The sequence below is a fragment of the Pelagerythrobacter rhizovicinus genome (assembly GCF_004135625.1).
Lineage (GTDB): Bacteria > Pseudomonadota > Alphaproteobacteria > Sphingomonadales > Sphingomonadaceae > Pelagerythrobacter > Pelagerythrobacter rhizovicinus.
Genome location: NZ_SDPV01000002.1, coordinates 305760 through 327919, shown reverse-complemented (window position 1 = coordinate 327919; position 22160 = coordinate 305760). Strand labels below are relative to the sequence as shown.

The following is a 22160-nucleotide window of genomic DNA, read 5'->3' as shown; positions in this document are numbered from 1 at the left end:
CACCGCACGATTGCAAGATTGGCAGGCAAGCGCTTGTGCCCGAGCGCCGGCCTGTGCGATAAGTGGCGTAAAGCAATCGAAAGGAGAGAGTGCCCGTGGCGACCCAGCTCAAGCCCCGCATGGAGTGCAGCGAGGCCGAATGGCAGGCACGGCTCGACCTGGCCGCATGCTATCGCATCTTCGAACATTTCGGCTGGTCGGAGTCGATCTACAACCACATCTCGGTGAAAGTGCCGGGCGAGGACAATGCCTTCCTGATCAATCCGTTCGGGCTGCTCTATTCGGAAGTGAGCGCATCCAACCTGGTCAAGATCGACATCGACGGCAACGTCCTGTCGGGCAACTACCCGGTGAACAAGGCAGGCTTCACCCAGCATGCCTATTTCCACCGGCATCTCGATTGGGCGCACGCGATCTGCCACACGCACACCACCGAGGCGATGGCGGTATCGAGCACCGAAGGCGGGCTGCTCCCGATCAGCTTCTACGCCTGCAACTTCCAGGGTCAGATCGGCTATCACGACTTCGAAGGCGTGACCGTACGCGAGGAAGAGGGCGAACGGCTGCTCGCGAACCTCGGCGACAAGCGCATCCTGATGCTGCGCAACCACGGCCCGGTCGTGCTCGGGCGCACGATCCACGAGATGTTCGTCCAGGCTTGGGCGCTCCAGCGTGCCTGCGAGATCCAGGTGGCGACTTTGAGCCAGGGCAAGCCGATCCACGTGCCGCAGGAGGTCATCGCGGTTCATCAGCGCGATATCAGCCAGGCACAGGCGCCGGGCGGGCCGGGATACGCCGACTTCGAGGCGTGGAAGCGCAAGATCGACCGGATCGATTCGAGTTGGCGCGACTGAGGACCGGGCTCCGCCGAACCGAATGCCCGCGCTTACGGTCAACGATCGTCCCGTCCGGTTCGACATGGATCCGGAGACGCCGCTGCTGTGGGCGCTGCGCGACGCGGCCAATCTCACCGGCACGAAATACGGTTGCGGCGTGGGCGATTGCCACGCCTGCACCGTGATTGTCGATGGAGAAGCCTTACGATCGTGCCTGATCACCCTGGCCGAGGCGGAAGGGCGCTACGTCACCACGATCGAGGGGCTGAGCCGCGATCGCTCGCATCCGGTGCAGCAGGCGCTCGTGGCCGAGCAGGCGATTCAGTGCGGCTTCTGCACGCCCGGGATAGCGATGGCGGCGGCCGCGCTGATCCAGGCCAATCCCGATCCCTCGGAAGACGCGATCAGGCAGGCCATTCCCAACTTGTGCCGCTGCGGCGTCTATCCCCGCCTGGTCCGCGCCATCCAGCGCGCCGGCCGGGTCGCGCGCCGGGTCGAACGCATCAGCGCGGCGCCTGCACCTGGTATCAGCGCCGAGGATGCTGCTGTAGAGGTGCCCGCGATCGTTGCGTCGGAGGGCGAACGACCACAATGATCCAAGGCGAGCGCCTCCGAAGGGAGGGCTCGACGCGCGCAGAGGAGGCTCCAGCCTTCGCTCCAGTTCAAAGAAGCTCGCCGGCTACCGCTCCCGCGAAAAGAGGAACAGGATGAAAGCAACCATCTGGCACAACCCCAACTGCAGCAAGTCGCGCGCAGCGCTTGAGACCCTGCGCAGGCGTGACGGCATCGAGCTGGAGGTGGTCCAATACCTCAAGAACCCGCCGAGCCGCGACAAGCTCGCCCAGCTCTATCGCGACGCGGGCATCGCCCCGCGCGAAGGGCTACGCACCCAGGGCACGGACGCAAAGGAACGCGGCCTGACCGAAGCCGACGACGACGCGGTGCTCGATGCGATGGCCGCCGACCCGAGGCGGATCGAGCGCCCGCTGGTCGAGACCGCCAAGGGAGTGCGCCTCTGTCGACCGCCCGAGCGGATCGAGGACATCCTCTAGTCGTCGTCTCCGCCGCTTCCTTCGAGCACTGCGTCGGCCTGAAGCGAGCGCCAGCCGAACACGAACACCGCGGCGCACAGGACGCAGATCGAAGCGAAGCCGATCCACTGGTGGTGGCCGTAGAGCCACACGCCCGCCGCCGGCGCGACGACATAGGCCGCGCCGTTGACCGAGGCGACGATCCCGCCGATCTGCCCCTGCTCCTCGCGCGTCACCGCCAACGATGCGCCTGCGGTGAAGCCGGGCCGGTACAATCCGAAGCCCAGGGAGGCCACCGCGAAGCCCAGCGCGATCGCGTGCAGATCCTGTGCGACGGAGAATCCCAGGACGCCGATGATCGCCAGCGCCATGCCCCACAATGTCGAGGAGCGTGGTCCGAGCTTGAGCATCGGGATCAGGCCCCACTGCGCGAGGAGTGTGGCGATGGCCCCACACATCAGGACAAGGCCAATCGGTCCGGTACCCGCGGAAGGATCGGCGCGTAGCCCTAGGCGGTCGAGTATGAAGAACCCGATGATGCCGAGCGTTGCTGCCTGGGCGTGTCCGCCGAGCAAGCCCGCCACCAGCCACGGCCTCAGCCGGATATCACGCCATGAGAGGTCGGGGATGGTCTCCGGGTCGGGCATCACGCCTTCGCCGACGTCCTCGTCCTCGCCGCGCGCGACATTGGGGTTCGAGTTCGCGCTGAACGGAGCGGCGACGACGTCGCCGCGCGCCGCAAAGGTGGGGGCGTCGTTCGGCAGGCGCAGCCGCAAAGCGATCAGCACCGCCGCGCCGACCAGCGCGAACGCGAAGAACGGGCCGACGAGCCCGGTCGCGGGGAAGATCAGCAATGGCGCGAGCGCCGGGCCGATGACTGTTCCGAGCCCGAAGCTGGAGGCGATCAGCGCCATCGCCTTGGTCCGCTCGGACCGGGGTGTGCGGCTCGCCACGTAGGCCTGGACGGCGGGAGGCGCGGCCGAGCCGAACCCGCCGTAGAGACTGCGCGCGGCGGCGAAGAACACCAGCGTCGCCGCGGCCGAGATCGCGCCCGCCAGTCCGAACATGAGCACGAGCCCGCACAGGGCGAACGAGGCGATGAAGCCGGTCAGTCCGATGGCCATCATCGCCTTGCGTCCCCGCCGGTCGGAGCGGCGCGCCCAGATCGGCGCGCAGATCACCCACAGCAGCGCCGACCAGGTGTAGGCGATGCTGATCCATACGTCCTCGACGCCCAGCGCCGTGCCGACCGAAGGCATGACCGATTGCATCGCGGTATTGCCCGCCGCCGTCACCAGCATGACCAGGAAGAGCAGCACCATGCGTCCGCGGGAAATTCCCCGCGCCGCGGACGTTTCCAGCACGGGGAGATGTAGGTCGCGGTCAGCCATCCTGCTCTTCGCTAGGCTCGCCGCGGGGCGCTTGCAATACGGGCGCGGATTTGCGAACGCGGGGCTTGTCGCCGAAGTACCCAAGCGCAACCGCAATCGAGCGAGGCAGGATTTCTTGGTCCAGATGAACGAACTGGCGGTTCGACCGCGCACCCGGCTCCGCGATCGCGCTGCCCGGCTCTTCGGGCAATGGGGCATCTTCTTCCGGGGTTTCGTCGAGCATCCGCGGATGGTCGGGTCGATCATCCCTTCTTCGCGCTTCACGATCCGCAAGATGCTGGAGCCCGTGAATTGGGCAGAATGCAAGCTGTTCGTCGAATACGGCCCCGGCGTCGGCACCTTCTGTCGCCCGGTGCTGGAGCGGCTGCCGCGCGACGGCAAGCTGCTCGTGATCGATACCAACTCGCTCTACATCGACTATCTGAAGCGTACGATTACCGACGGCCGGTTCATCGCCGTCCACGGCTCCGCCGCCGACGTGCAGGATATCGTTCGTGCGATCGGACATGAGGAGGCGGACTATGTGCTCTCGGGATTGCCGTTTTCGACGTTGCCCGAAGGGGTAGGCCCGGCGATCGTAGAGGCGACGCACGAGGTGCTGCGGCCCGGCGGGGCGTTTCTCGTCTATCAGTTCTCGGCCAAGGCGCGCGATTTCATGGCGAGGCACTTCGCGCGCATCGAGCAGGGTTTCGAGCTGTGGAACGTGCTCCCCTGCCAGCTCTTCTGGGGCTGGAAGGACGAGGCGGCCTAGCACCGCCTCGCCCCGCCTCCGTTATTCGAAAGTCTCGCCGACGGCTTCCGGCGTGGGGCCCGCGAGCTGTTTGTAGACCGCCGCGAGCACGCCCACGATCAGCACGCTCCAGATCGCCGCGATGAGGCCGCTGAGTGCCCCGCCGACCAGCAGCCCGGCCGTGTTCTGGCCGAGCATGGCGACGAAAAGTCCCGAGATCATGCTGATGACGATCGCGACCACGACCACGCCGATGCCCAGGAGCAGGTAGAACGCGAACAGCCGCAGACTATTGCCCTTGGTAAGGCGCCAGGAGTTGCGAAGCGCCGTGATCGGATTGAGGTTTGCGCCGATCACCATCTCCGGCGATACGAGCGAAACCTTCACCATGACGTAGACCAGTACGACGAAGGCGAGCAGACCAACGATCACCCCCGCCGCCGGACCGCCGAGACCGGCCGCTACGCCGACCGGTATGCCGAGCACGATCGACAGGCCGATAACCAGGATGATTTGCGCTGCGATATAGGGGATGAGAGTGACGAGTCCGGTCTTGATCGCCTCCCCTACAGTGGGACGGCGATCGTGCAGCAATGCGAGCAGCGACAGCGTACCGACCGACTGGATGATCGCGAGCAGGAAGAACCACAGACCGTTTTCCGCGTAGAATGCCTGGAGCGCGGCCATCGGATTTTCCGGATCCACCTCCGCGGGGCCGGCCATCATCTCCGGCACGAGCAGCGCCAGCGCGAGATTGGGCAGGAAAATGAAAATCCCCGCGATTACCGCGAGCAGTTCCTTGTTCGCCCCAATCATCGCGGTCGTTTCGTTCCACGCGCGTCCCATGTCGAATTTCATGGCATGTCCCCTCGTTCCGGTGCCTTTGCCCTTGATAAGCCGGGCCGGGCGCGCCACGCAATCGGCAATGTCCGGCAATACCCAGTCAGAAATCGAATGGCGGCGCGAGGCCATGCCCGTGCCGTATCGCACCGCGCTGGCCGAGATGGACCTGCGCAACCGCGCGATCGCCGCGGGGGATGCGCGCGAGTTGGTCTGGCTGCTCGAGCATCCGCCGGTCTACACAGCCGGCACCAGCGCAGATGGTGCCGAGCTGCTCGACCCACGTTTCGAGGTGGTCGAGGCAGGGCGCGGGGGGCGCTACACCTATCACGGCCCCGGCCAGCGGGTGGGTTACGTACTGCTCGACCTCAACCGGCGCGGGAAGGACGTGCGCTGCTTCGTCCACGCGATCGAAGGCTGGGTGATCGACACGCTCGGCGATTTCGGTGTCGAAGCCTGGCGTGCCGAAGGGCGGATCGGCATCTGGACGCGCGATATCGACGGCAGCGAGGCGAAGATCGGCGCGATCGGCGTGCGCGTGCGCCGCTGGGTCACGATGCACGGTTTTGCCGTCAACCTTGCGCCCGATCTCGCCCATTTTGCCGGGATCGTGCCGTGCGGCATCGCGGAATACGGCGTCACCAGCCTCGAGCGGCTCGGCGTGCCGGTTGCGCCGGCAGAATGGGATAGGGCATTGGAAGCGCGCGCGGAGAGCTTTCTCGACGGGCTCGCGCATGCTTGCGGAGTGAAGGCATGATGCACAAGACGATTGCAGTGGCGACTCTCGCACTGTTCCTCGCCGCCTGCGACGGTGGGACCAGCGGTGACGCCGCAGGCGAAGGCGCGGCCGAGGGCGAGGTGCTGGGCGGCACGATCAGCGACGAGATGCTGCCGCTCGACACCGTACGCTCGCAATCGCCGCCGCTGCGCACGGAGCCGGGCGAGGAGGGCGCGGCGGGGGACGAAGCGACCCCCGAAGCCGAGGAAGCGCCCGACGAGCAGGAACAGGGCGGTGCCGACCAGAGCGACGATGACGCCAGCGTGCCTGACATCCGGCTCGATCCGGAGCCCGAGCCCGTCACCCCCGCGCCCGGCGAGGATGACGGCGAATAACGCTCAGGCCGCGGCACTCTGCTCCATCAGCGTCGGATAGTCGATGTAACCCTCGGGTCCGCGCCCGTACCAGCTTTGCGGCACTCCCTTGTTCGGGGCGAGGTCGGCGCCGGCCCGAATGCGATCGGGTAGATCGGGATTCGAGATGAAGGGCCGCCCGAAGCTTATCGCATCCGCACGACCGGCCCCGACGTCCGCTGCCGCCTGGGCAGCGTCGTAATCCGAATTGAGGATCAGCGGTCCCGAATAGATGCTGCGGATCAGCGGGCTCTGCTTGGGCACTTCGGTGCTGCCGAAGGTCCCGCCCGGCCCCGGTTCACGCAGCTCGAGGAAGGCGATGCCGAGATCCTCCGCCACCTGCGCCGCAGCACCGAAGGTCGTCGCCGGATCGCTGTCGTCGCAGCCCTGCGTCTCGCCGTTGGGTGAAAGACGCAAGCCGACGCGATCCGCACCCCAAACTTCGATCAGGGCAGTGAGCACCTCACGCAGCAGCCGAGCGCGATTTTCCGGCGAGCCGCCGTATCCGTCGTCGCGCAAGTTGGTGGAATCGCGCAGGAACTGATCGATCAGGTATCCATTCGCGCCGTGGAGCTGGACGCCGTCGAAGCCGGCTTTCTTCGCGTTCTCGGCCGCCTTGCGATAGTCCTCCACGATGCGAGCGATCTCCCCCACGCTCAGTGCGCGCGCGGGTTCATAGTCCTTGCGTCCCTCGTAAGTGTGTGCGTGGCCCGGGGCGGTTGTCGCACTGGCGGAGACGGGGGACGCGCCGTCGAGGAAGTCGGGGTGGACCAGCCGGCCCATGTGCCAGAGCTGGAGTACGATCAGCCCGCCTTCGCGGTGCACCGCATCGGTTGTCGTCTTCCAGCCTGCGACCTGCTGATCGCTCCAGATGCCGGGCGCACCCGGCCAGCCGGACCCTTCGATGCTGATGCCGGTCGCTTCGCTGATGATCAGCCCCGCGCCCGCCCGCTGACGGTAGTAGGTCGCCATCATCTCGTTCGGCACCACGCCGGGGAGAGTCGCGCGGCCGCGTGTCAGCGGCGCCATGAAGATGCGGTTCCTCGCCTGAAGGGCGCCCATGGTCAGCGGTTCGAACAGGTTCTCGTGCATTCGGGACACATCCTTTTTGCTGTCGCTTCCTGCGTTTGGAGCTAGGGGGCGGCCATGGCGATCACAACCGAACCGGAGGGTGAGAAAAACTATCAGGCCGGTGCCTGGCACTTCGCCGCGCTCGTCGGCGGCAACTTGGCGCTGGCGCTCGGCCCCTGGTTCGTGCGGATGTCCGATACCGGGCCGGTCGCTGCAGGATTCTGGCGAATGGTCATCGCACTGCCGGTGATCGCATTGCTCGCCTGGCGTGCGCGCACGCCGGAGCCGCTCGATCGGCGGCTCGCTTTGCTGGTCGGCGCGGCTGGGCTGTTTTTCGCCCTCGATCTCGCGAGCTGGCACATCGGGATCGAACGCACCCGGCTCGGCAACGCGACCCTGTTCGGCAACTCGGGCAGTGTGATCCTGATGATCTGGGGACTGGTGGCGCTGCGCCGGCGACCCCGCGGACTGGAATGGCTGGCACTCGCCGCCGCGCTCGGCGGTGCGGCGATCCTGATGGGGCGAAGCCTGGAAGTTTCGACCGCGACGCTGGCCGGCGACCTGCTCTGCCTGCTCGCCGGAATCTTCTACGCTTTCTACCTCATTCCCGCCCATCGGGCCCGCTCGGGCCTGGGGCAGTGGACGGTGCTGCTGCTGGTCGGCCTTGCCTCTGCGCCCATTCTGCTCGCGATGGCGCTAGCCATGGGAGAACCGGTCTGGCCCGGCACCGCAGGCTGGGCGCCCGTGGTCGGACTGGCGCTCTCCAGCCAGATCGTCGGCCAGGGCTTGCTCGTTTTCTCGCTCAGGCACTTCCCGCCGCTGGTCATCGGCGTCGCGCTGCTGACCCAGCCCGCGATCGCCGCCGCCGTCGGCTGGCTGGCATTCGGCGAAGTGCTCGGTTTACCGGACATGGCAGGCATGACGCTCGTCGCCTGTGCCCTGCTGCTCGCCAAGCTGGCCGAGCCGCGCGCGGCGCGCGCAGTTTTCGCCGAACGATAGGATCGGGCGTCAGTCCATTCCCGCCAGCTCGCGGTTGAGGAAGGTCAGCAGCAGAGCGGCGCGCTTGGCATCCTCGGCATGATCCGCCCCCACCGAATGGCCGCCTTCGCGATACTCGTGAAAGTAAAACGGTTGCCCCAGTTCCTCATGCTTCGCCGCCATCTTGCGCGCGTGGCCCGGATGGACCCGGTCGTCGAGGGTCGAGCTGTAGTAGAAGGTGGCCGGATAGCCCTCGACATCGCGCAGGTTCTGGTACGGCGACCATTCCTTCATGAAGGCCCAGTCTTCCGGCACATCGGGATTGCCGTACTCGGCCATCCATGAGGCACCCGCGAGCAGCTTGTGATACCGCTTCATGTCGTCAAGCGGCGAGCCCGAGATCACGGCGGCATAGAGGTCCGGCCGCTGGTTCGCCGCGGCGCCGACGAGAACGCCGCCGTTGGAGCGGCCCGAGATGCCGATCCCGTCCGCCACCGCGAGATCGTTCGCGATCAGGTCCTCGGCCACCGCATGCAGGTCGTCGAAGCTGTTCTGCCGCTTCTCGCGCAGGGCGTCCTCGTGCCAGCGCGGCCCGTACTCCCCTCCGCCGCGGATGTTTGCGAGCACGTAGGCGTGCCCCTCCTCGAGCCAGAACAGCGCCAGCGGACCGCTGCGATAGGGCTCCGCGGTGAGGTACTTCGGGGTCTGCGCCGCGCGGAAACCGCCGTAGGCGTGCATCAGCGTCGGCAACGGCCCGTCTGCATCCTTCGGGCGGACGATGTAATAGGGCACCTTGGTGCCGTCCTTCGAAGTGGCGAAGCGCTGCTCGACTGCGAACTTCGAGGCATCGAATTGCGCGGGCATTGAATCGACAACGCGCGGCGCCGTGCCCGGCGTGGCAGCATAGAGCGTCGGCGGCGTCAGCATGCCTTCGACCGTCACCAGTGCCAGATCGCTGCTGCCGCTCACTGCGGCGAGCGAGAGGGTGGAGTTATCGGGCAGCGCCATTTCCTCGGCCGTCCAGCCGTCCGCGCCCGGCGTCAGCGCCATGAGCTTGCCCGAGACGTCGTCGAGCAGCTTGATCCACAGCTTGCCTTCGGACGCCGCGACTTCCTCCAACGCCTGCGAAGCGCTCGGCGCGAAGACCAGCGAAGGTGCGGCCTCGCCTCCGGCGGCGATCTCCGCGAGCGGCCATGAGACCAACGAGCCGGCGGCGAAGGTGGCGCCGCCGGCCTCCAGCGGTGAATTGAGCTTGGCGATCACGCGGCCGCCGAGCACGTCCTGGAAATCGGCATCCTCGGGCAATGGGAGGGCAACCGTCGCGCCATCCTCGCGCACGAGGCTGACGCGGCTGGTCCAGAAGCTCGGCGAGACGTTGACGAAGCGCCAGCGCGTGGTGCCGTCGAGGATCGAGAACGCGCCAGCGCTGACCGCTTCCTGCTCAGCTTCGACCAGTTGCGGCGCCTTGGCGAGATCGGTTCCTCGCTTCCACAGGCGGATCTGCCGTGGGTAGCCGGAATCGGTCATGCTGCCGGCGCCGTATTCGGTGCCGACCATCAGCGTGTCCGCGTCGAACCAGGCGACGTTCGACTTCGCGGCGGGCAGCGTGAAGCCGCCCTCCACGAAGGCACCACTCGCGACATCGAACTCCCGCACAACGTCCGCATCGGTGCCGCCGGGGCTGAGCGAAACGAGGCAACGGGTATATTCGGGCGCCAGACAGTTGGCGCCGTGCCAGACCCAGCTTTCGCCCTCCTGCTTGCCCAGCGCGTCGACATCGATCAGCACGCGCCATTCGGGCGCACCGGTGAGATAGCTGTCGAGCGCGGCGATACGCCACAGGCCGCGGGGGTTGTCCTTGTCGCGCCAGAGGTTGGTGACCTTGTCGCCCTGGATCGCGGTGGGCATCGCGATCTGCCGCTCGTCGTCGAGGATCTGCCGTGCCCAGGCCTTCGCGATCGCATATTCGGGCTCGCCGGTCAGCTTCGCCTCGGTCTCCGCGTTCCACTCTTCGACCTGCTGGAGTGCGCGCTCGCCTTGGATCTCCTCGAGCCAGACATAGGGATCGTCCGACACCGCGTCCTGCGCGGCGAGCGCGGCGGGCAGCGAGAGGCAGGCGAGAGCGAAAGCGGTCGTGCGGTTCAGCAGCATTGGCACCTCTTTGTGAACGCGCGGGACCATAGCCATTTCGCCGTCCGATCAAAGGGGTGCAATGCGATCGGGGTGTAACGCGCGCTCAACCCAACGCGCGTGCATCAGCCATCCGCCGCATCGCCCCTGCCTCCGCAGGGGCGACGGGGCAACGGAATGCGCGGGAGCTAGACCCGTCCCAAGTCGCCCTTGCCGATCGTGCCGCTGGCCATCTCGAGCATGCGATCAAGGCTCTGCTTGGCCTTGAGGCGCAGGCCTTCCTCGATTTCGATGCGCGGTTCGAGGTCGCGCAGGCAGGCGTAGAGCTTCTCCATCGTGTTGAGCGCCATGTACGGGCAGATGTTGCAACTGCAGTTGCCGTCGGCACCCGGCGCCCCGATGAAATTCTTCTGCGGCAGCGCCTTTTCCATCTGGTGGATGATGTGCGGCTCGGTCGCGACGATCAGCGTGTCGCCTTCGAACGTGCTGGCGAACTGCAGGATGCCGCTGGTCGAGCCGACGTAATCCGCATGATCGATGATCGTGGGCGGGCATTCGGGGTGCGCGGCCACGGGCGCTCCGGGATGCTGCTCCTTCAGCTTCATCAGCTCGGTTTCGCTGAAGGCCTCGTGCACGATGCACACGCCGGGCCAGAGCAGCATGTCGCGGTTGAACTTGCGGCTGAGATAGCCGCCAAGGTGCCGGTCGGGGCCGAAGATGATCGGCTGATCCTCGGGGATCTGGCTGATGATCGTCTCGGCCGAAGAGCTGGTGACGATGATGTCCGACAGCGCCTTCACCTCGGTCGAGCAGTTGATGTAGGTCAGCGCGATGTGATCGGGATGCGCCTCCCGGAAAGCCTTGAACTTCTCCGGCGGGCAGGAATCCTCCAGGCTGCATCCCGCGTCCATGTCGGGCAGGACGACGATCTTCTCGGGGCTGAGGATCTTGGCCGTATCGGCCATGAACTTCACGCCGCAGAACGCGATCACGTCGGCATCGGTCTCCGCCGCCTTGCGCGAGAGCTCGAGTGAATCGCCGACGAAATCGGCGAGGTCCTGGATATCCGGCTTCTGGTAGTAATGCGCCAGGATCACCGCGTTGCGCTCGTTGCGCAGGCGGTCGATCTCCGCGAGCAGATCGGTTCCAGTGGGCAGTTTGTTTTCAATGGACATGCCAATCTCCTGTCGCCAGCCATATAGGAAGCGACCGCGTGCATGTCGCGGAGTTATTCTAATGCCCCGCCATCCCGCGCTTTGTGCGGCCCGCGGGGCAACCGGCGGCCGCCGAGTGCGTTGCTCGGCCCGGGGAGGCAGTAGATCCGGAGAGGTATGTGAACGATCCAGTCCTGAAGGAAGCCGCAGGGGCGGCGTCGCGCGCGCGGATCAAGGTCAATCCGCCTGTCTTCTTCGTTTCGGCCGCGTTGATTCTCGCTTTCGCGCTGTTCGGCGCGCTGTTCGCCGAGCGTGCGGGCGTCCTGTTCGGCCACCTGCAGGAGGTGATCGTCGCCGATTTCGGCTGGTTCTACATCGCCTCGGTCGCGGGGTTCCTGATCTTCGTCGTCTTCCTCATGATCAGCCGCTACGGCGACATCAAGCTGGGGCCGGACGAGAGCGAGCCGGAATATAGCCACCTGTCGTGGTTCGCCATGCTGTTCAGCGCCGGAATGGGCATCGGCCTGGTCTTCTTCGGCGTCGCCGAACCCATCCAGCACTACGCCCTGCCGCCCGTCGGGGACGGCGGGACCGTCGACGCCGCGCGGCAGGCGATGGTGCTGACTTTCTTCCACTGGGGTTTTCACGCGTGGGGGATCTACATCGTCGTCGGGCTGGCGCTGGCGTACTTCTCGTTTCGGCGCGGACTGCCGCTGACGATCCGGTCGGCACTGTTTCCGCTGATCGGCCGGCGAATCAATGGCCCGATCGGCCACGCGATCGACACGTTCGCGGTGCTGGGCACGATGTTCGGGGTCGCGACGTCGCTCGGCCTCGGCGTGCTGCAGGTCAATGCCGGCTTCAGCTATCTCTTCGGAGTGCCGATCGACACCGCGGTGCAGCTCCTGCTGATCGCGGCGATCACCGCGCTTGCCACGCTGTCGGTCTTTCTGGGGCTCGACAGAGGCGTGAAGCGTCTGTCCGAGCTCAACATCGTGCTCGCCATACTGTTGCTGCTTTTCGTGCTCTTCGCGGGATCCACCGTTTTCCTGCTGGAGGCCTTCGTCCAGAACCTCGGCACGTATCTGAACGCCTTCGTGCAGCGGACCTTCCGCCTCTATGCCTACGAGCCCAATCCCTGGCTCGGCAACTGGACGCTGTTCTACTGGGGATGGTGGATCGCCTGGTCGCCCTTCGTCGGGATGTTCATCGCGCGCATCTCGCGCGGGCGGACCATCCGCCAGTTCGTCGGCGGCGTGCTGCTGGTGCCTGTCCTGTTCACCTGCCTGTGGATGACGGTGTTCGGCAATACCGCCATCCAGCTCGACATGAGCGGTGCGGCGCCGATCGCCGCGACGGTGGCGGACAACCTGCCGGTTGCGCTGTTCGAGATGCTGTCCGAGCTGCCCCTGTCGGCCATCACCTCGCTGATCGCGACGCTGCTGGTCATCACCTTCTTCGTGACCTCGGCGGACTCGGGCGCGCTGGTGATCGACATGATCACGTCCGGAGCGGCCGAGAATCCGCCCGTGTGGCAACGTATCTTCTGGGCGGCCTGCGCGGGCGGAATCGCCGCGGTTCTGCTGGTCGCGGGCGGGCTCGAGGCCCTGCAGACCGCCGCGATCGCCAGCGCCCTGCCGTTCGCGGTGGTGATGATCTTCATCTGCTACGGCCTGCTGCGGGCGCTGCAAATGGAAGCGGTTGGCTCCGCCGCCGATCTTTCGCAGCCGACCGACGCGCCGGCCGATCCGGAGCTAAGCTGGCAGCAGCGCCTCGCGTCGATAACGCAGTTCTTCGGCAGGGATGAAATCGGCCGTTTCCTGAGCGACACGGCGCGACCGGCGCTTGAGGAAGTTGCGGCCGAGCTGCGGGAGAACGGCCTCGCCCCCGAGCTCGAGGAGCGAGACGATCGCATCGAGCTCACCGTGCCTCACGGAGAGCGCGGCACGTTCCGCTACACCATTCGCAGCCGCGCGTTTCTCTCCCCCAGCTTCGTCTGGGCAGAGACGCGCAAGTCGAGCGATCGGGAGCGGCGCCATTATCGCGCCATGGCGCACAGTTCCGAAGGCGAACATGCGCACGACATAACGGGCTATACCAGCGGGCAGGTGATCCACGACCTGCTCAACCGCTACGCCCATTTCCGGCAGGCCCGCCGGCTGGCGTGAGCGTCACCGTGCGGGGGGCGCCTGCTCCCCGTCGAAGGTGACCTGCACGGTCGCGCGGTCGTGGCCAGCGATCTGCAGCGGGATCGCAAGGTTCTGGCGCACGGCCTCCCTCGCGGCGGTGCGCGCGAGCGCCAGCACTTCGGGGTTCTTCGCGAAGGCGCTCGCCTTGCGCTCCGCCTGGCGCGAGTTGTTCTGGCTGAGGTCGCGGGAGGCGTCGCGGGTGATGAACACGCCGTCCTGGAACACGCGCGCCTGCGCCTCGTCGAGGTTGGGGCGCGTGGTCTGGAGCTGCGGCAGGCGCACGGTGAGCTGCTGCGTCTCGGCGTCCCAGGCGATCCGTTCGCGTCCGACCTGCGAGAGATCGACGCGGTATTCGACCGTCGCGGGAATGATCATCGCCTGGCGCGAACGCAGGACCGGCACGCCGAGCACGCCGCGCGTGTCCTCGCTCTCGGCGACGACTTCGAAGCGCGAGGAGAACACCGTCAGCGAGTTCTGCTTCTCGAACGCGAGCATCGCGCTGCCGACCGGATCGCCTTCTTCCTGATAGACGAACGCGCGCCAGCCAAGCCAGGCCGCGAGCGCGAGGAGGACGATCACGATCATCCACGGCACGGCCTGCACCAGCGCCAGCGGACGCTCGCGGCGGACCTCTGGGCCGAGGGTCTCGCCGCTGCGGCGCTTCGTCTTCAAAGGGTTTGCCATAAGTCCCCCGAACGGCCGACGAGCCCGCGGCGTTCCAGATCGAGCAGGTGCGCGGTCACGCTCATCTCGGCGGCGCCGGTCAGCCGCGGGTCGAGGCCTTTGTACATGCGCGGGACCATGTCCGCCGCGCTCTGCCGCGTCTCGCCCAGCAAGCGCAGGATCTGGTTCTCGCGCTGGCGGCGATGGCCGATCATCCCGCGCACGAGCTGGCGCGGCTTCTCCACCGGCGCGCCGTGCGCCGGGTAGTAGACGCGGTCGCCCCGCTCGTAGAGCCTCTCTAGGCTCTTCATGTAGGCGCCCATGTCCCCGTCCGGGGGCACGACGACACTGGTGGACCAGCCCATCACATGATCGCCGGTGAACAGGGCTCCGCTTTCCTCGAGCGCGAAGCACAGGTGGTTCGATGTGTGGCCGGGCGTGTGAACGGCGCGCAATGTCCAGCCGGGGCCGGTCATCGCCTCGCCGTCCTCCATCACCCTGTCGGGGGCATAGTCGCGGTCGAAGCTGGCATCGGCTCGCGGTCCGCTGTCGTCGAGCACCAGCGGGGCGCAGCCGACGATCGGAGCGCCGGTGCGTTCGGCGAGAGGCCGCGCAGCGGGCGAATGGTCGCGGTGCGTGTGCGTGCACATGATCGCGGCGATCTTTGCTGCGCCGACGGCTTCGACGATGGCATCGATATGCGCCTGATCGTCCGGGCCGGGGTCGATCACAGCGACCGCCTCGCCTTCGCCGACGATGTAGGTCTGCGTGCCGGTATAGGTGTAGGGCGAGGGATTGGGCGCGAGCACGCGGCGCACGAGCGGCTCGGGCCTTTCGACCAGTCCGGTCGGCCACGGCTTGGGAGGGGGACCTGCCATGCGCTCCATATGGGGGCGGCGAGCGGGCCTGTCGAGCTTCCGAGGGCACGCCGCGCTCGGGGCGGATTGTGTCTTGAACCAAGCCGTAGCGACACCATCCGCTGGGAATGTCCCATTCGGCTTTCGCCGCGACCGCGAACGTGGTTAGGATGGGCCGATGGGAGAACACATCCTCGTCCTCGACGCCGGCACGACTTCGACCCGCGCGATGCTGTTCGGGTCCGACGGCGCGCTCCACCAGATGGCACAGCGCCCGCTGACGCAGCACTATCCGCGCCCCGGCTGGGTCGAGCACGATGCCGGCGAGATCTGGCAGCGCACGCTCGCCTGCGCGCGCGACGTGGTGGAGAAGGCGGGCGGCGCCGGGGCCGTCGCCGCGATCGGCATCACCAACCAGCGCGAGACGGTCGTCGCATGGGACCGCAACACGGGCGAACCGCTCGCCCGCGCGATCGTGTGGCAGGACCGGCGCACGGCGGACCTTTGCGACGCGCTCCGCGAAGCCGGGCACGAAGCGGACGTCCAGCGCCGCACCGGGCTGGTGCTCGATCCCTACTTCTCCGGCACCAAGATGCGCTGGCTGATGTACAACGACGCCGCCGTGCGCGCCGCGGCCGAGCGCAAGGCGCTGGCGCTTGGCACGGTCGAGAGCTGGCTCGTGTTCAAGCTCTCGGGCGGCGCGTTCGTCAGCGACGCGAGCAACGCCAGCCGTACGCTGCTGCTCCCGCTCGATGGCGCGCAGTTCGACGCGGGGCTGTGCGAGCTTATCGGGGTGCCGCGTTCTGCGCTCGCGCAGGTGGTGGACACCCATGGCGCGCTGGCCGAGACGAATGCCGAACTGCTCGGCGGCGCCGTTCCGGTCTGCGGGCTCGCCGGCGATCAGCAGGCCGCGACCGTGGGGCAATGCTGCCTCGCCCCGGGGGAGACCAAGGCGACCTACGGAACCGGGGCGTTCGTGCTGACCAACCAGGGCGAGGCCGTGCCGCGATCGGAGCACCGGCTGCTCGGCACGGTGCTGACCCAGCGCGGCGGCGTGCGGCGCTATGCGCTCGAAGGCTCGGTCTTCGTCGCCGGCAGCCTAGTCCAGTGGCTGCGCGACTCGCTCGGGCTGATCGGCACCGCGGCCGAGACCGAGGCTCTTGCACGATCGATTTCCGACAGCGGTGGCGTGACGATCGTGCCTGCGCTCTCCGGCCTGGGAGCGCCGCACTGGCAGGCCGAAGCGCGCGGGGTGATCGCGGGGCTGAGCTTCGCTAGCGGACGGGCGCAGATCGCGCGTGCGGCACTGGAGGCGATGGCGCACCAGACCCATGATCTCGCGGAGGCATTTGCTGCCGATGGCGCCGCCTGGCAGACGCTGCGCATCGACGGCGGGATGAGCGCGAACGACTGGATGGCGCAGGATCTCGCGAACATGCTCGGTGTAACGGTCGAGCGGCCGGACTTTGTCGAGACGACCGCGCTGGGCGCGGCGATGCTCGCAGCAGTGGGGGCGGGCATACACGCGAACCTCGAGGATGCCGCCAAGGCGATGCGCGGCAAGGTGCGCCGCTTTGAACCGGCGCTGCCAGACGGCGCACGCGAGGAGCGCCTGGTCCGCTGGCGCAAGGCGCTGGCGGCGGTCTAGAGGGTCTGGATCTCGCCCATCCGGCGGTCGAGGCGCTCACGCAGCCGCAGGATCGCCGGCGGATACATCTCGAACCCGCTGTTCCAGGCCCGGTCGAGTCGCGCGATCCGCGCATGGAGCTTCGCGCTCGCACGAATCAGGTCCCGGATCTCCGGCTCGAGCCACGCCAGGTTGTCGGGATCGGCGGGGCGGTCGCCCGGCAGGCGGCCGTGACGGCGGAGCTGGAACTCGGTCATCTCGCCGTTGAAGAACGCCCGCCGGTTCAACAGCCAGGCGAGAACGTGCATTACCCGCGTGGTCGTGCGCAGCCCCTCCACCGACAGGGCGATGCGCGCGAAGTCGCTCTCCCCTGCAGGCACGTTGTGATGCGAGAGATCGAATGTCGCGCGCACCTCGTCGGCAAGGATCAGCGCCTCGCGATAAAGCGATTCGACGATCGTCTGGCTGATGTCCGCGCGGATGCCCATCCCGGAAAAGCGCTATCGCAGACGGAGTCGCTCCGCCAGCCGCTCGGTGGAGGTTTTCCCATTTTGACAACAATTGTGTCGTGACGGGATGGCGAGGATTGTTGCGAAAATCGCATTCCGCCTAGTCCATTCGGAAATCAGGCGATTATATCGGGCAGCAGTTCGTCCTCGATCGCAGCGATCTGGTCCCGCAGCTTCAGCTTGCGTTTCTTCAGGCGGGCGATCTGCAGCTGATCGGCCGAGCCCGAGGCGCGCAGCGCGTCGATCGCCGCGTCGAGATCGCGGTGCTCGATTCTCAGCGTTGCCAATCGCTTGCGCAGTTCCTGCTCGTTCACCTGAGCCTGCTCCTCCCGGTCGATTCGACGCGCCTCTGCCCGGTCCCGTCGAATTGCGCAATCTTGCCCCTTCGCATGGCGGCCCGGCTGTGGTTTTATGTCAATGCGCGGCTCGCCCGCGGCGGGCGAGTCGCTCCCCAGGTCTACCCAGGAGGAGAGCCCGATGGTATCGTCTCACGCCAGCGCATTGCAGAACAAGCACGCCGGTCTCGAAAACAGACTTCGCGAGGAAATGAACCGGCCCTCGCCCGATGCGTCGACGATTCAAGCCATCAAGCGGCAGAAGCTGAGGATCAAGGAAGAACTCGCCGAAATCTGATTCCGGCGGAAGAATAGCGGGCGGGAGCGGCGCTAAGCCGTTCCAATATCGTACGCTTTGTTATAGGCGACGTGCATGAGCGCAGCCGCAGCAGCACGCCGCATCCTCACCCGCCTGCACGAGGTCATGGCCTCGCGCCTGCACGCGCAGGGCAAGCTCGACCACGTGGTCGACATCATCGCCGAAAGCCTCGATAGCGAGGTCTGCTCGATCTACCTCCTGCGCGAGGGCATGCTCGAGCTGTTCGCGACACACGGCCTCAACGCCGAGGCGGTCCATGTCACCCGCATGGCGATCGGCGAGGGCCTGGTCGGCACGATCGCGGACAACGTCGAGACGCTCAACCTGGCCGAGGCGAAGGCGCACCCCGATTTCCAGTACCGGCCCGAAACCGGCGAGGAGAAGTTCCATTCCTTCGCCGGGGTGCCGATCGTCTACCGCGAGCGTGCGGTCGGGGTGCTGTGCGTCCAGCATGTCGATCCCCGACGTTACGAGGACGTCGAGATCGAGGCGTTGCAGACCACCGCGATGGTGCTCTCCGAACTCATCTCGAACAACGAACTGATCGACGAGGAAGAGGCGCGGGGCCTGACTCCGGCCGATACCGGGCCCGCGACGATCTCCGGGCTTCCCCTGGTCAAGGGCCTGGCGAGCGGCGCTGCCGTCTATCACCAGCCGCGGATCACGATCGACCAGGTCATGGCCGAGGACATCGAAGTGGAACGCCAGCGGGTCTACCGCGCGTTCGACAAGATGCGCGACCAGATCGACAACCTTGCGGATCGCGCGGAATTCGGCGTCGGCGGCGAGCACGAGGAAGTCCTCGAGACCTACAAGATGTTCGCCTACGACGAAGGCTGGAGCCGGCGGATCAACGAGGCGATCGACGCCGGCCTTACCGCCGAGGCGGCGATCGAGCGGGTACAGCAACGCACGCGGATGCGCATGCGCGAGATCGACGACCCGCTGCTGCAGGACCGGATGCACGATCTGGAGGATCTCGCGAACCGCCTGCTGCGGATCGTCTCCGGCCAGCTCGGCACCGCGGCGACGCAGGGACTGCGCGGCGATGCGATCCTGATCGCGAAGAACCTCGGTCCGGCCGAGCTGCTCGAATACGACCGGCGGCGACTGAAGGGCGTGATCCTGGAGGAAGGCTCGCTTACCGCCCATGTCATCATAGTGGCGCGGGCGATGGGCGTGCCGGTGCTCGGCCGCGTGCGCGGCCTGCGGGGGATCGTGCAGGAAGGCGATTTCATCCTGCTTGACGCCGACAACGGCACGGCCACGGCGCGACCGACGCAGCCGGTGATCGACGCGTTCGAGACACGCTTCGCGAAGTCGCGCAAGCGGCAGGCGGTCTATGCCGAGCTGCGCGATATCGAACCGTTCACCCGCTGTGGCACGCGGATCGAAGTGATGATGAACGCGGGGCTGCGCGACGACATTTCGACCCTTCCGCTGGTAGGCGCCGACGGCATTGGCCTGTTCCGTACCGAGTTCCAGTTCCTCGTCTCGGCCACGCTCCCGCAGCGCGAACGGCAATTCCGGCTCTATCGCGATGTGCTCGACGCCGCGGGCGACAAACCGGTGATCTTCCGCACCGTCGACATCGGCGGCGACAAGGCGCTGCCTTACTTGCGCGAGAGCGAGTTCGAGAACGACGAGAACCCCGCGATGGGCTGGCGCGCACTGCGCCTGGCGCTGGAGCGCGGCGGGCTGCTGAAGGTGCAGGCGCGCGCGCTGATCGAGGCCGCGGCCGGCCGTTCGCTCTATGTCATGTTCCCGATGGTCAGCGAGCCCTGGGAATTCGAGGCGGCGAAGAAAGTGTTCGACGAGCAGCTCACTTATTTGCGCAAGCAGAAGAAGATGCTGCCCGAGGCGATCCATTTCGGCGCGATGCTGGAAGTGCCGGCGCTCGCCGAAGTGCTCGACCAGCTCCTGCCGCGGATTTCGTTCCTTTCGGTTGGCACCAACGATCTCACGCAGTTCCTCTTCGCCGCGGACCGCGCCAATCCCAAGCTGGCGGAGCGCTACGACTGGCTCAGCCCGGCGATCCTGCGCTTCCTGCGACGGGTCGCGCAAGCGACGGTCGGCAGCGGCGTCGATCTCGGCATATGCGGCGAAATGGGCGGCAGGCGGCTGGAGGCGCTCGCGCTGCTGGGTCTCGGCTTTCGGCGCCTGTCGATCACGCCGGTTTCAGTCGGCCCGATCAAGGAGATCGTGCGCCAGGTCGACTTGCGCGAACTGGAGAAGGCGGTCCAGGGCTGGCTGTCCGCGCCGCCCGAGAACATGCGCGCTGCGATCGCCGGCTGGGCAGACGAGCGGGGCATCGAGACCGACTAGGACCTGCCGCCCGGCTGCCCTTGTACACACAGGCGATATTTCCGGCGGATTGGCCGCCTGCAGGGTGGCGCACGACGGGGTATTCGGGCTAAGGAGCGGCAAGCCGCGCGATATTCGGGTACGCTAAGGACGGCATGTCGGACGAAACGAACGAAGCTCCGGAGGAACTGCCGCTGGACGGCGCCGGGCAGCGCTTGCGCCGCGCACGGGAGGAGGCGAAGCTTTCGCTCGAGCAGGTCGCAGCGGAAACGCGAATCCCCCAGCGGCATCTCGAGGCGATCGAGCGTGGCGATTTCGGTGCGTTGCCCGCGCGCACTTATGCCATCGGCTTCTCGCGCACCTATGCCAGGGCGGTCGGGCTCGACGAACGGGCGACCGCGGAACAAGTGCGCGAGGAACTGGGCGTGCAGCCCGCTAGCGAGATCGCGCACGCGAGCAGTTTCGAGCCCGGCGATCCGACGCGGGTGCCGAGCCGCGGGCTAGCCTGGTTCAGCGCATTCGCAGCGCTGCTGCTGGTCGCAGGCGGCTTCGCCTACTTCAAGGATTACTTCTTCCCGGGCGCCGGGCCCGGACCGCTGAGCGATCCGGACCGGGCGGCCGCATCACGGCAGTCCGCCGTGGCGGCATCGTCGCCGGCCCGGTCTCCGGCTCCAGCCGGTCCGGTGGTCTTCACCGCGCTGCAGGACGACACATGGGTGAAGTTCTACAACGCCGACGGCGAGGAGCTTATGCAGAAGCAGATGGCGGAAGGCGAAAGTTACACCGTCCCGGCCGATGCGGAGGAGCCGCGGATCTGGACCGGACGCCCCTATGCCTTTGCGATCACAGTGGGCGGGCGCAGCGTGCCCAAGCTTTCCGAGGAAGACGAGATCATTCGCGATGTTCCGGTTAGCGCCGAAGCGCTGCTCGCTCGCGATCGGCCGGCGACGGAAGGCGGGTAAACCCGCGTAAGTTTCCCCGGTTTACGCCATCCGGCAACTCGACAGGGGCGGTTGCATAGGGCACAGAATTCCTTGCTATTCAGGCTCCGTTCGGGCGTCCGGTGCTTGATTGGCGGGGGACTTGAGGGACAGGAGCCACATTCATCATGACCAGCCGCACGAACCGTGCAATCCTCGGTGCACTGGCAATCGCATCGATCGGGACCCTACCGGTCCCAGCGCTGGCGCAGGACGGCAATTCGGAAGCGCGCCTGCGCAAGCTCGAAGCCGAAGTCCGCGCGTTGCAGCGGACCGTCTTTCCGGGGCCGAACGGGCGCTTCTTCCAGCCGGAGATCACGGAGTCCGCACCGGCGCAGAACAACACCCAGTCACGCCCCTCGACCACCGCGGTGACCGATATTCTCGCGCGGCTCGACGCGCTCGAGGGGCAGATCCAGAGTCTGACCGAGCAGAGCGAGCGCAACACTAACTCGCTGAGCGAGCTGGAAACGCGGCTCGCGGCGCTGGAGGAGGCGAACACTGCGCCGACCGGGCAGAGCGAAAGCGCCGGTACCAGCGCCTCGCAGCGGAACCTCTCGGGAATGACCGGGCGAGCATCCTCGCCGCCCTCGTCCCCGCCGCCGCCTCCGACGTCCGCTACGAACAGCCCGAGCCCTGACCGGCTTGCTGCCGTGCAGGCGATTGCCAAACCGCAGACCGACGATCCCGCCGATGACGAGTATTCATACGGTTTCCGCCTGTGGGAAGCGGGTTTCTATCCCGAAGCGCAGCAGCAGCTCGCCATGTTCGTGGAGAAATACCCCAACCACTGGCGGACGACTTACGGCCGCAATCTGCTCGGCCGGGCGTTTCTCGACGATGGCAAGCCGGCCGAGGCGGCGCCCTGGTTCCTCAGGAACTATCAGGCCGACAAACAGGCCGCTCGCGCGCCTGACAGCCTGCTCTATCTGGCGGAAGCGATGATCGCGTCGGGAGACACCAACCGCGCCTGCATCGCGCTCGCCGAGTTTGCCGAGACTTATCCGGCCATTGCGGCCGGCCGCCTGTCCGGCCAGTACGAGGCGGACCGGAGGAAGGTGGACTGCAATTGATAGGTCGATCGA

General features: G+C 67.0%; 22 protein-coding genes. 13 read left to right on the top strand and 9 right to left on the bottom strand.

The annotated features are described in order from the left end of the window. Window positions 1–95 precede the first annotated feature (95 nt). The 3 genes from ETX26_RS09585 to arsC all read left to right on the top strand — a co-directional run bounded on the left by ETX26_RS09585 (window position 96) and on the right by arsC (window position 1888). Entirely contained in the window at window positions 96–854 is a 759-nt protein-coding gene (locus tag ETX26_RS09585; RefSeq protein ID WP_129524474.1) for a class II aldolase/adducin family protein, read from the top strand. 22 nt (window positions 855–876) lie between these two features. Beyond that, the gene (locus tag ETX26_RS09580) at window positions 877–1431 is read left to right on the top strand and encodes a (2Fe-2S)-binding protein (protein WP_129524473.1); all 555 of its coding nucleotides are present in this window, start codon (window positions 877–879) and stop codon (window positions 1429–1431) included. 112 nt (window positions 1432–1543) lie between these two features. Then, entirely contained in the window at window positions 1544–1888 is a 345-nt protein-coding gene (arsC, locus tag ETX26_RS09575) for an arsenate reductase (glutaredoxin) (RefSeq protein ID WP_129524472.1), read from the top strand. Here the strand turns inward: arsC and ETX26_RS09570 are convergent. After that, entirely contained in the window at window positions 1885–3258 is a 1374-nt protein-coding gene (locus tag ETX26_RS09570) for an MFS transporter (RefSeq protein ID WP_225425708.1), read from the bottom strand. The genes arsC and ETX26_RS09570 overlap by 4 nt on opposite strands. A gap of 124 nt (window positions 3259–3382) precedes the next feature. Between ETX26_RS09570 and ETX26_RS09565 the strand changes: the two genes are divergently transcribed. Continuing rightward, window positions 3383–4009, top strand: coding sequence for a class I SAM-dependent methyltransferase (locus tag ETX26_RS09565; RefSeq protein WP_129524471.1), 627 nt, complete (start codon window positions 3383–3385; stop codon window positions 4007–4009). 21 nt (window positions 4010–4030) lie between these two features. Here the strand turns inward: ETX26_RS09565 and ETX26_RS09560 are convergent, their stop codons facing one another. Then, window positions 4031–4846 carry a hypothetical protein gene (locus tag ETX26_RS09560; RefSeq protein WP_129524470.1) on the bottom strand — a complete coding sequence of 272 codons (816 nt, stop codon included), beginning with the start codon at window positions 4844–4846 and terminating at the stop codon, window positions 4031–4033. A gap of 67 nt (window positions 4847–4913) precedes the next feature. Here ETX26_RS09560 and lipB point away from each other — a divergent pair, with 67 nt between their 5' ends. Together lipB and ETX26_RS09550 are read left to right on the top strand one after the other, a co-directional pair. Then, entirely contained in the window at window positions 4914–5585 is a 672-nt protein-coding gene (gene lipB, locus ETX26_RS09555) for a lipoyl(octanoyl) transferase LipB (protein WP_129524469.1), read from the top strand. Then, complete coding sequence (locus ETX26_RS09550) at window positions 5582–5941, top strand: hypothetical protein (RefSeq protein WP_191984712.1); 360 nt, start codon at window positions 5582–5584, stop codon at window positions 5939–5941. Before lipB ends, ETX26_RS09550 begins: the two co-directional genes overlap by 4 nt. A gap of 3 nt (window positions 5942–5944) precedes the next feature. Here the strand turns inward: ETX26_RS09550 and ETX26_RS09545 are convergent, their stop codons facing one another. Beyond that, complete coding sequence (locus ETX26_RS09545) at window positions 5945–7051, bottom strand: alkene reductase (RefSeq protein WP_129524468.1); 1107 nt, start codon at window positions 7049–7051, stop codon at window positions 5945–5947. Between the two features lie 54 nt (window positions 7052–7105). On the opposite strand from ETX26_RS09545, the gene ETX26_RS09540 reads away from it, so the two are divergent. Continuing rightward, a complete protein-coding gene (locus tag ETX26_RS09540) occupies window positions 7106–8029 on the top strand; it encodes a DMT family transporter (protein WP_129524467.1) in 924 nt (307 codons plus the stop codon). Window positions 8030–8038: 9 nt separating this feature from the next. Here ETX26_RS09540 and ETX26_RS09535 read toward each other — a convergent pair whose 3' ends face one another. Together ETX26_RS09535 and nadA are read right to left on the bottom strand one after the other, a co-directional pair. Then, the gene (locus ETX26_RS09535; RefSeq protein WP_129524466.1) at window positions 8039–10159 is read right to left on the bottom strand and encodes a prolyl oligopeptidase family serine peptidase; all 2121 of its coding nucleotides are present in this window, start codon (window positions 10157–10159) and stop codon (window positions 8039–8041) included. Window positions 10160–10326: 167 nt separating this feature from the next. Continuing rightward, a complete protein-coding gene (gene nadA / locus ETX26_RS09530) occupies window positions 10327–11313 on the bottom strand; it encodes a quinolinate synthase NadA (RefSeq protein ID WP_129524465.1) in 987 nt (328 codons plus the stop codon). A 158-nt stretch (window positions 11314–11471) separates the two neighbouring features. Between nadA and ETX26_RS09525 the strand changes: the two genes are divergently transcribed. After that, window positions 11472–13460 carry a BCCT family transporter gene (locus ETX26_RS09525; protein WP_225425707.1) on the top strand — a complete coding sequence of 663 codons (1989 nt, stop codon included), beginning with the start codon at window positions 11472–11474 and terminating at the stop codon, window positions 13458–13460. Between the two features lie 3 nt (window positions 13461–13463). On the opposite strand, the gene ETX26_RS09520 is transcribed toward ETX26_RS09525, so the two are convergent. Continuing rightward, a complete protein-coding gene (locus tag ETX26_RS09520) occupies window positions 13464–14153 on the bottom strand; it encodes a DUF4230 domain-containing protein (protein ID WP_225425697.1) in 690 nt (229 codons plus the stop codon). Then, complete coding sequence (locus ETX26_RS09515; RefSeq protein WP_129524463.1) at window positions 14150–15022, bottom strand: MBL fold metallo-hydrolase; 873 nt, start codon at window positions 15020–15022, stop codon at window positions 14150–14152. Before ETX26_RS09515 ends, ETX26_RS09520 begins: the two co-directional genes overlap by 4 nt. Before the next feature lie 157 nt (window positions 15023–15179). Here ETX26_RS09515 and ETX26_RS09510 point away from each other — a divergent pair, with 157 nt between their 5' ends. Next, window positions 15180–16649, top strand: a complete 1470-nt coding sequence (locus ETX26_RS09510) for a glycerol kinase (protein ID WP_129524462.1) — start codon at window positions 15180–15182, stop codon at window positions 16647–16649. On the opposite strand, the gene ETX26_RS09505 is transcribed toward ETX26_RS09510, so the two are convergent. Continuing rightward, window positions 16646–17116: a DUF1465 family protein gene (locus ETX26_RS09505; protein ID WP_129524461.1), complete on the bottom strand. Its 471-nt coding sequence runs from the start codon at window positions 17114–17116 to the stop codon at window positions 16646–16648. The genes ETX26_RS09510 and ETX26_RS09505 overlap by 4 nt on opposite strands. A 137-nt stretch (window positions 17117–17253) precedes the next feature. Then, on the bottom strand, window positions 17254–17451 hold the full coding sequence (locus tag ETX26_RS09500; RefSeq protein ID WP_119513928.1) for a YdcH family protein: 198 nt from the start codon (window positions 17449–17451) through the stop codon (window positions 17254–17256). A 97-nt stretch (window positions 17452–17548) separates the two neighbouring features. Here ETX26_RS09500 and ETX26_RS09495 point away from each other — a divergent pair, with 97 nt between their 5' ends. The 4 genes from ETX26_RS09495 (at window position 17549) to ETX26_RS09480 (ending at window position 22148) form a co-directional block, all read left to right on the top strand. Next, on the top strand, window positions 17549–17770 hold the full coding sequence (locus ETX26_RS09495; RefSeq protein WP_318531658.1) for a YdcH family protein: 222 nt from the start codon (window positions 17549–17551) through the stop codon (window positions 17768–17770). A gap of 75 nt (window positions 17771–17845) precedes the next feature. Beyond that, window positions 17846–20116, top strand: coding sequence for a phosphoenolpyruvate--protein phosphotransferase (gene ptsP, locus ETX26_RS09490; protein ID WP_129524460.1), 2271 nt, complete (start codon window positions 17846–17848; stop codon window positions 20114–20116). Window positions 20117–20250: 134 nt separating this feature from the next. Beyond that, a complete protein-coding gene (locus ETX26_RS09485) occupies window positions 20251–21057 on the top strand; it encodes a helix-turn-helix domain-containing protein (protein WP_129524459.1) in 807 nt (268 codons plus the stop codon). A gap of 146 nt (window positions 21058–21203) precedes the next feature. Beyond that, a complete protein-coding gene (locus tag ETX26_RS09480; RefSeq protein WP_129524458.1) occupies window positions 21204–22148 on the top strand; it encodes a tetratricopeptide repeat protein in 945 nt (314 codons plus the stop codon). The last annotated feature ends 12 nt before the right edge of the window (window positions 22149–22160 follow it).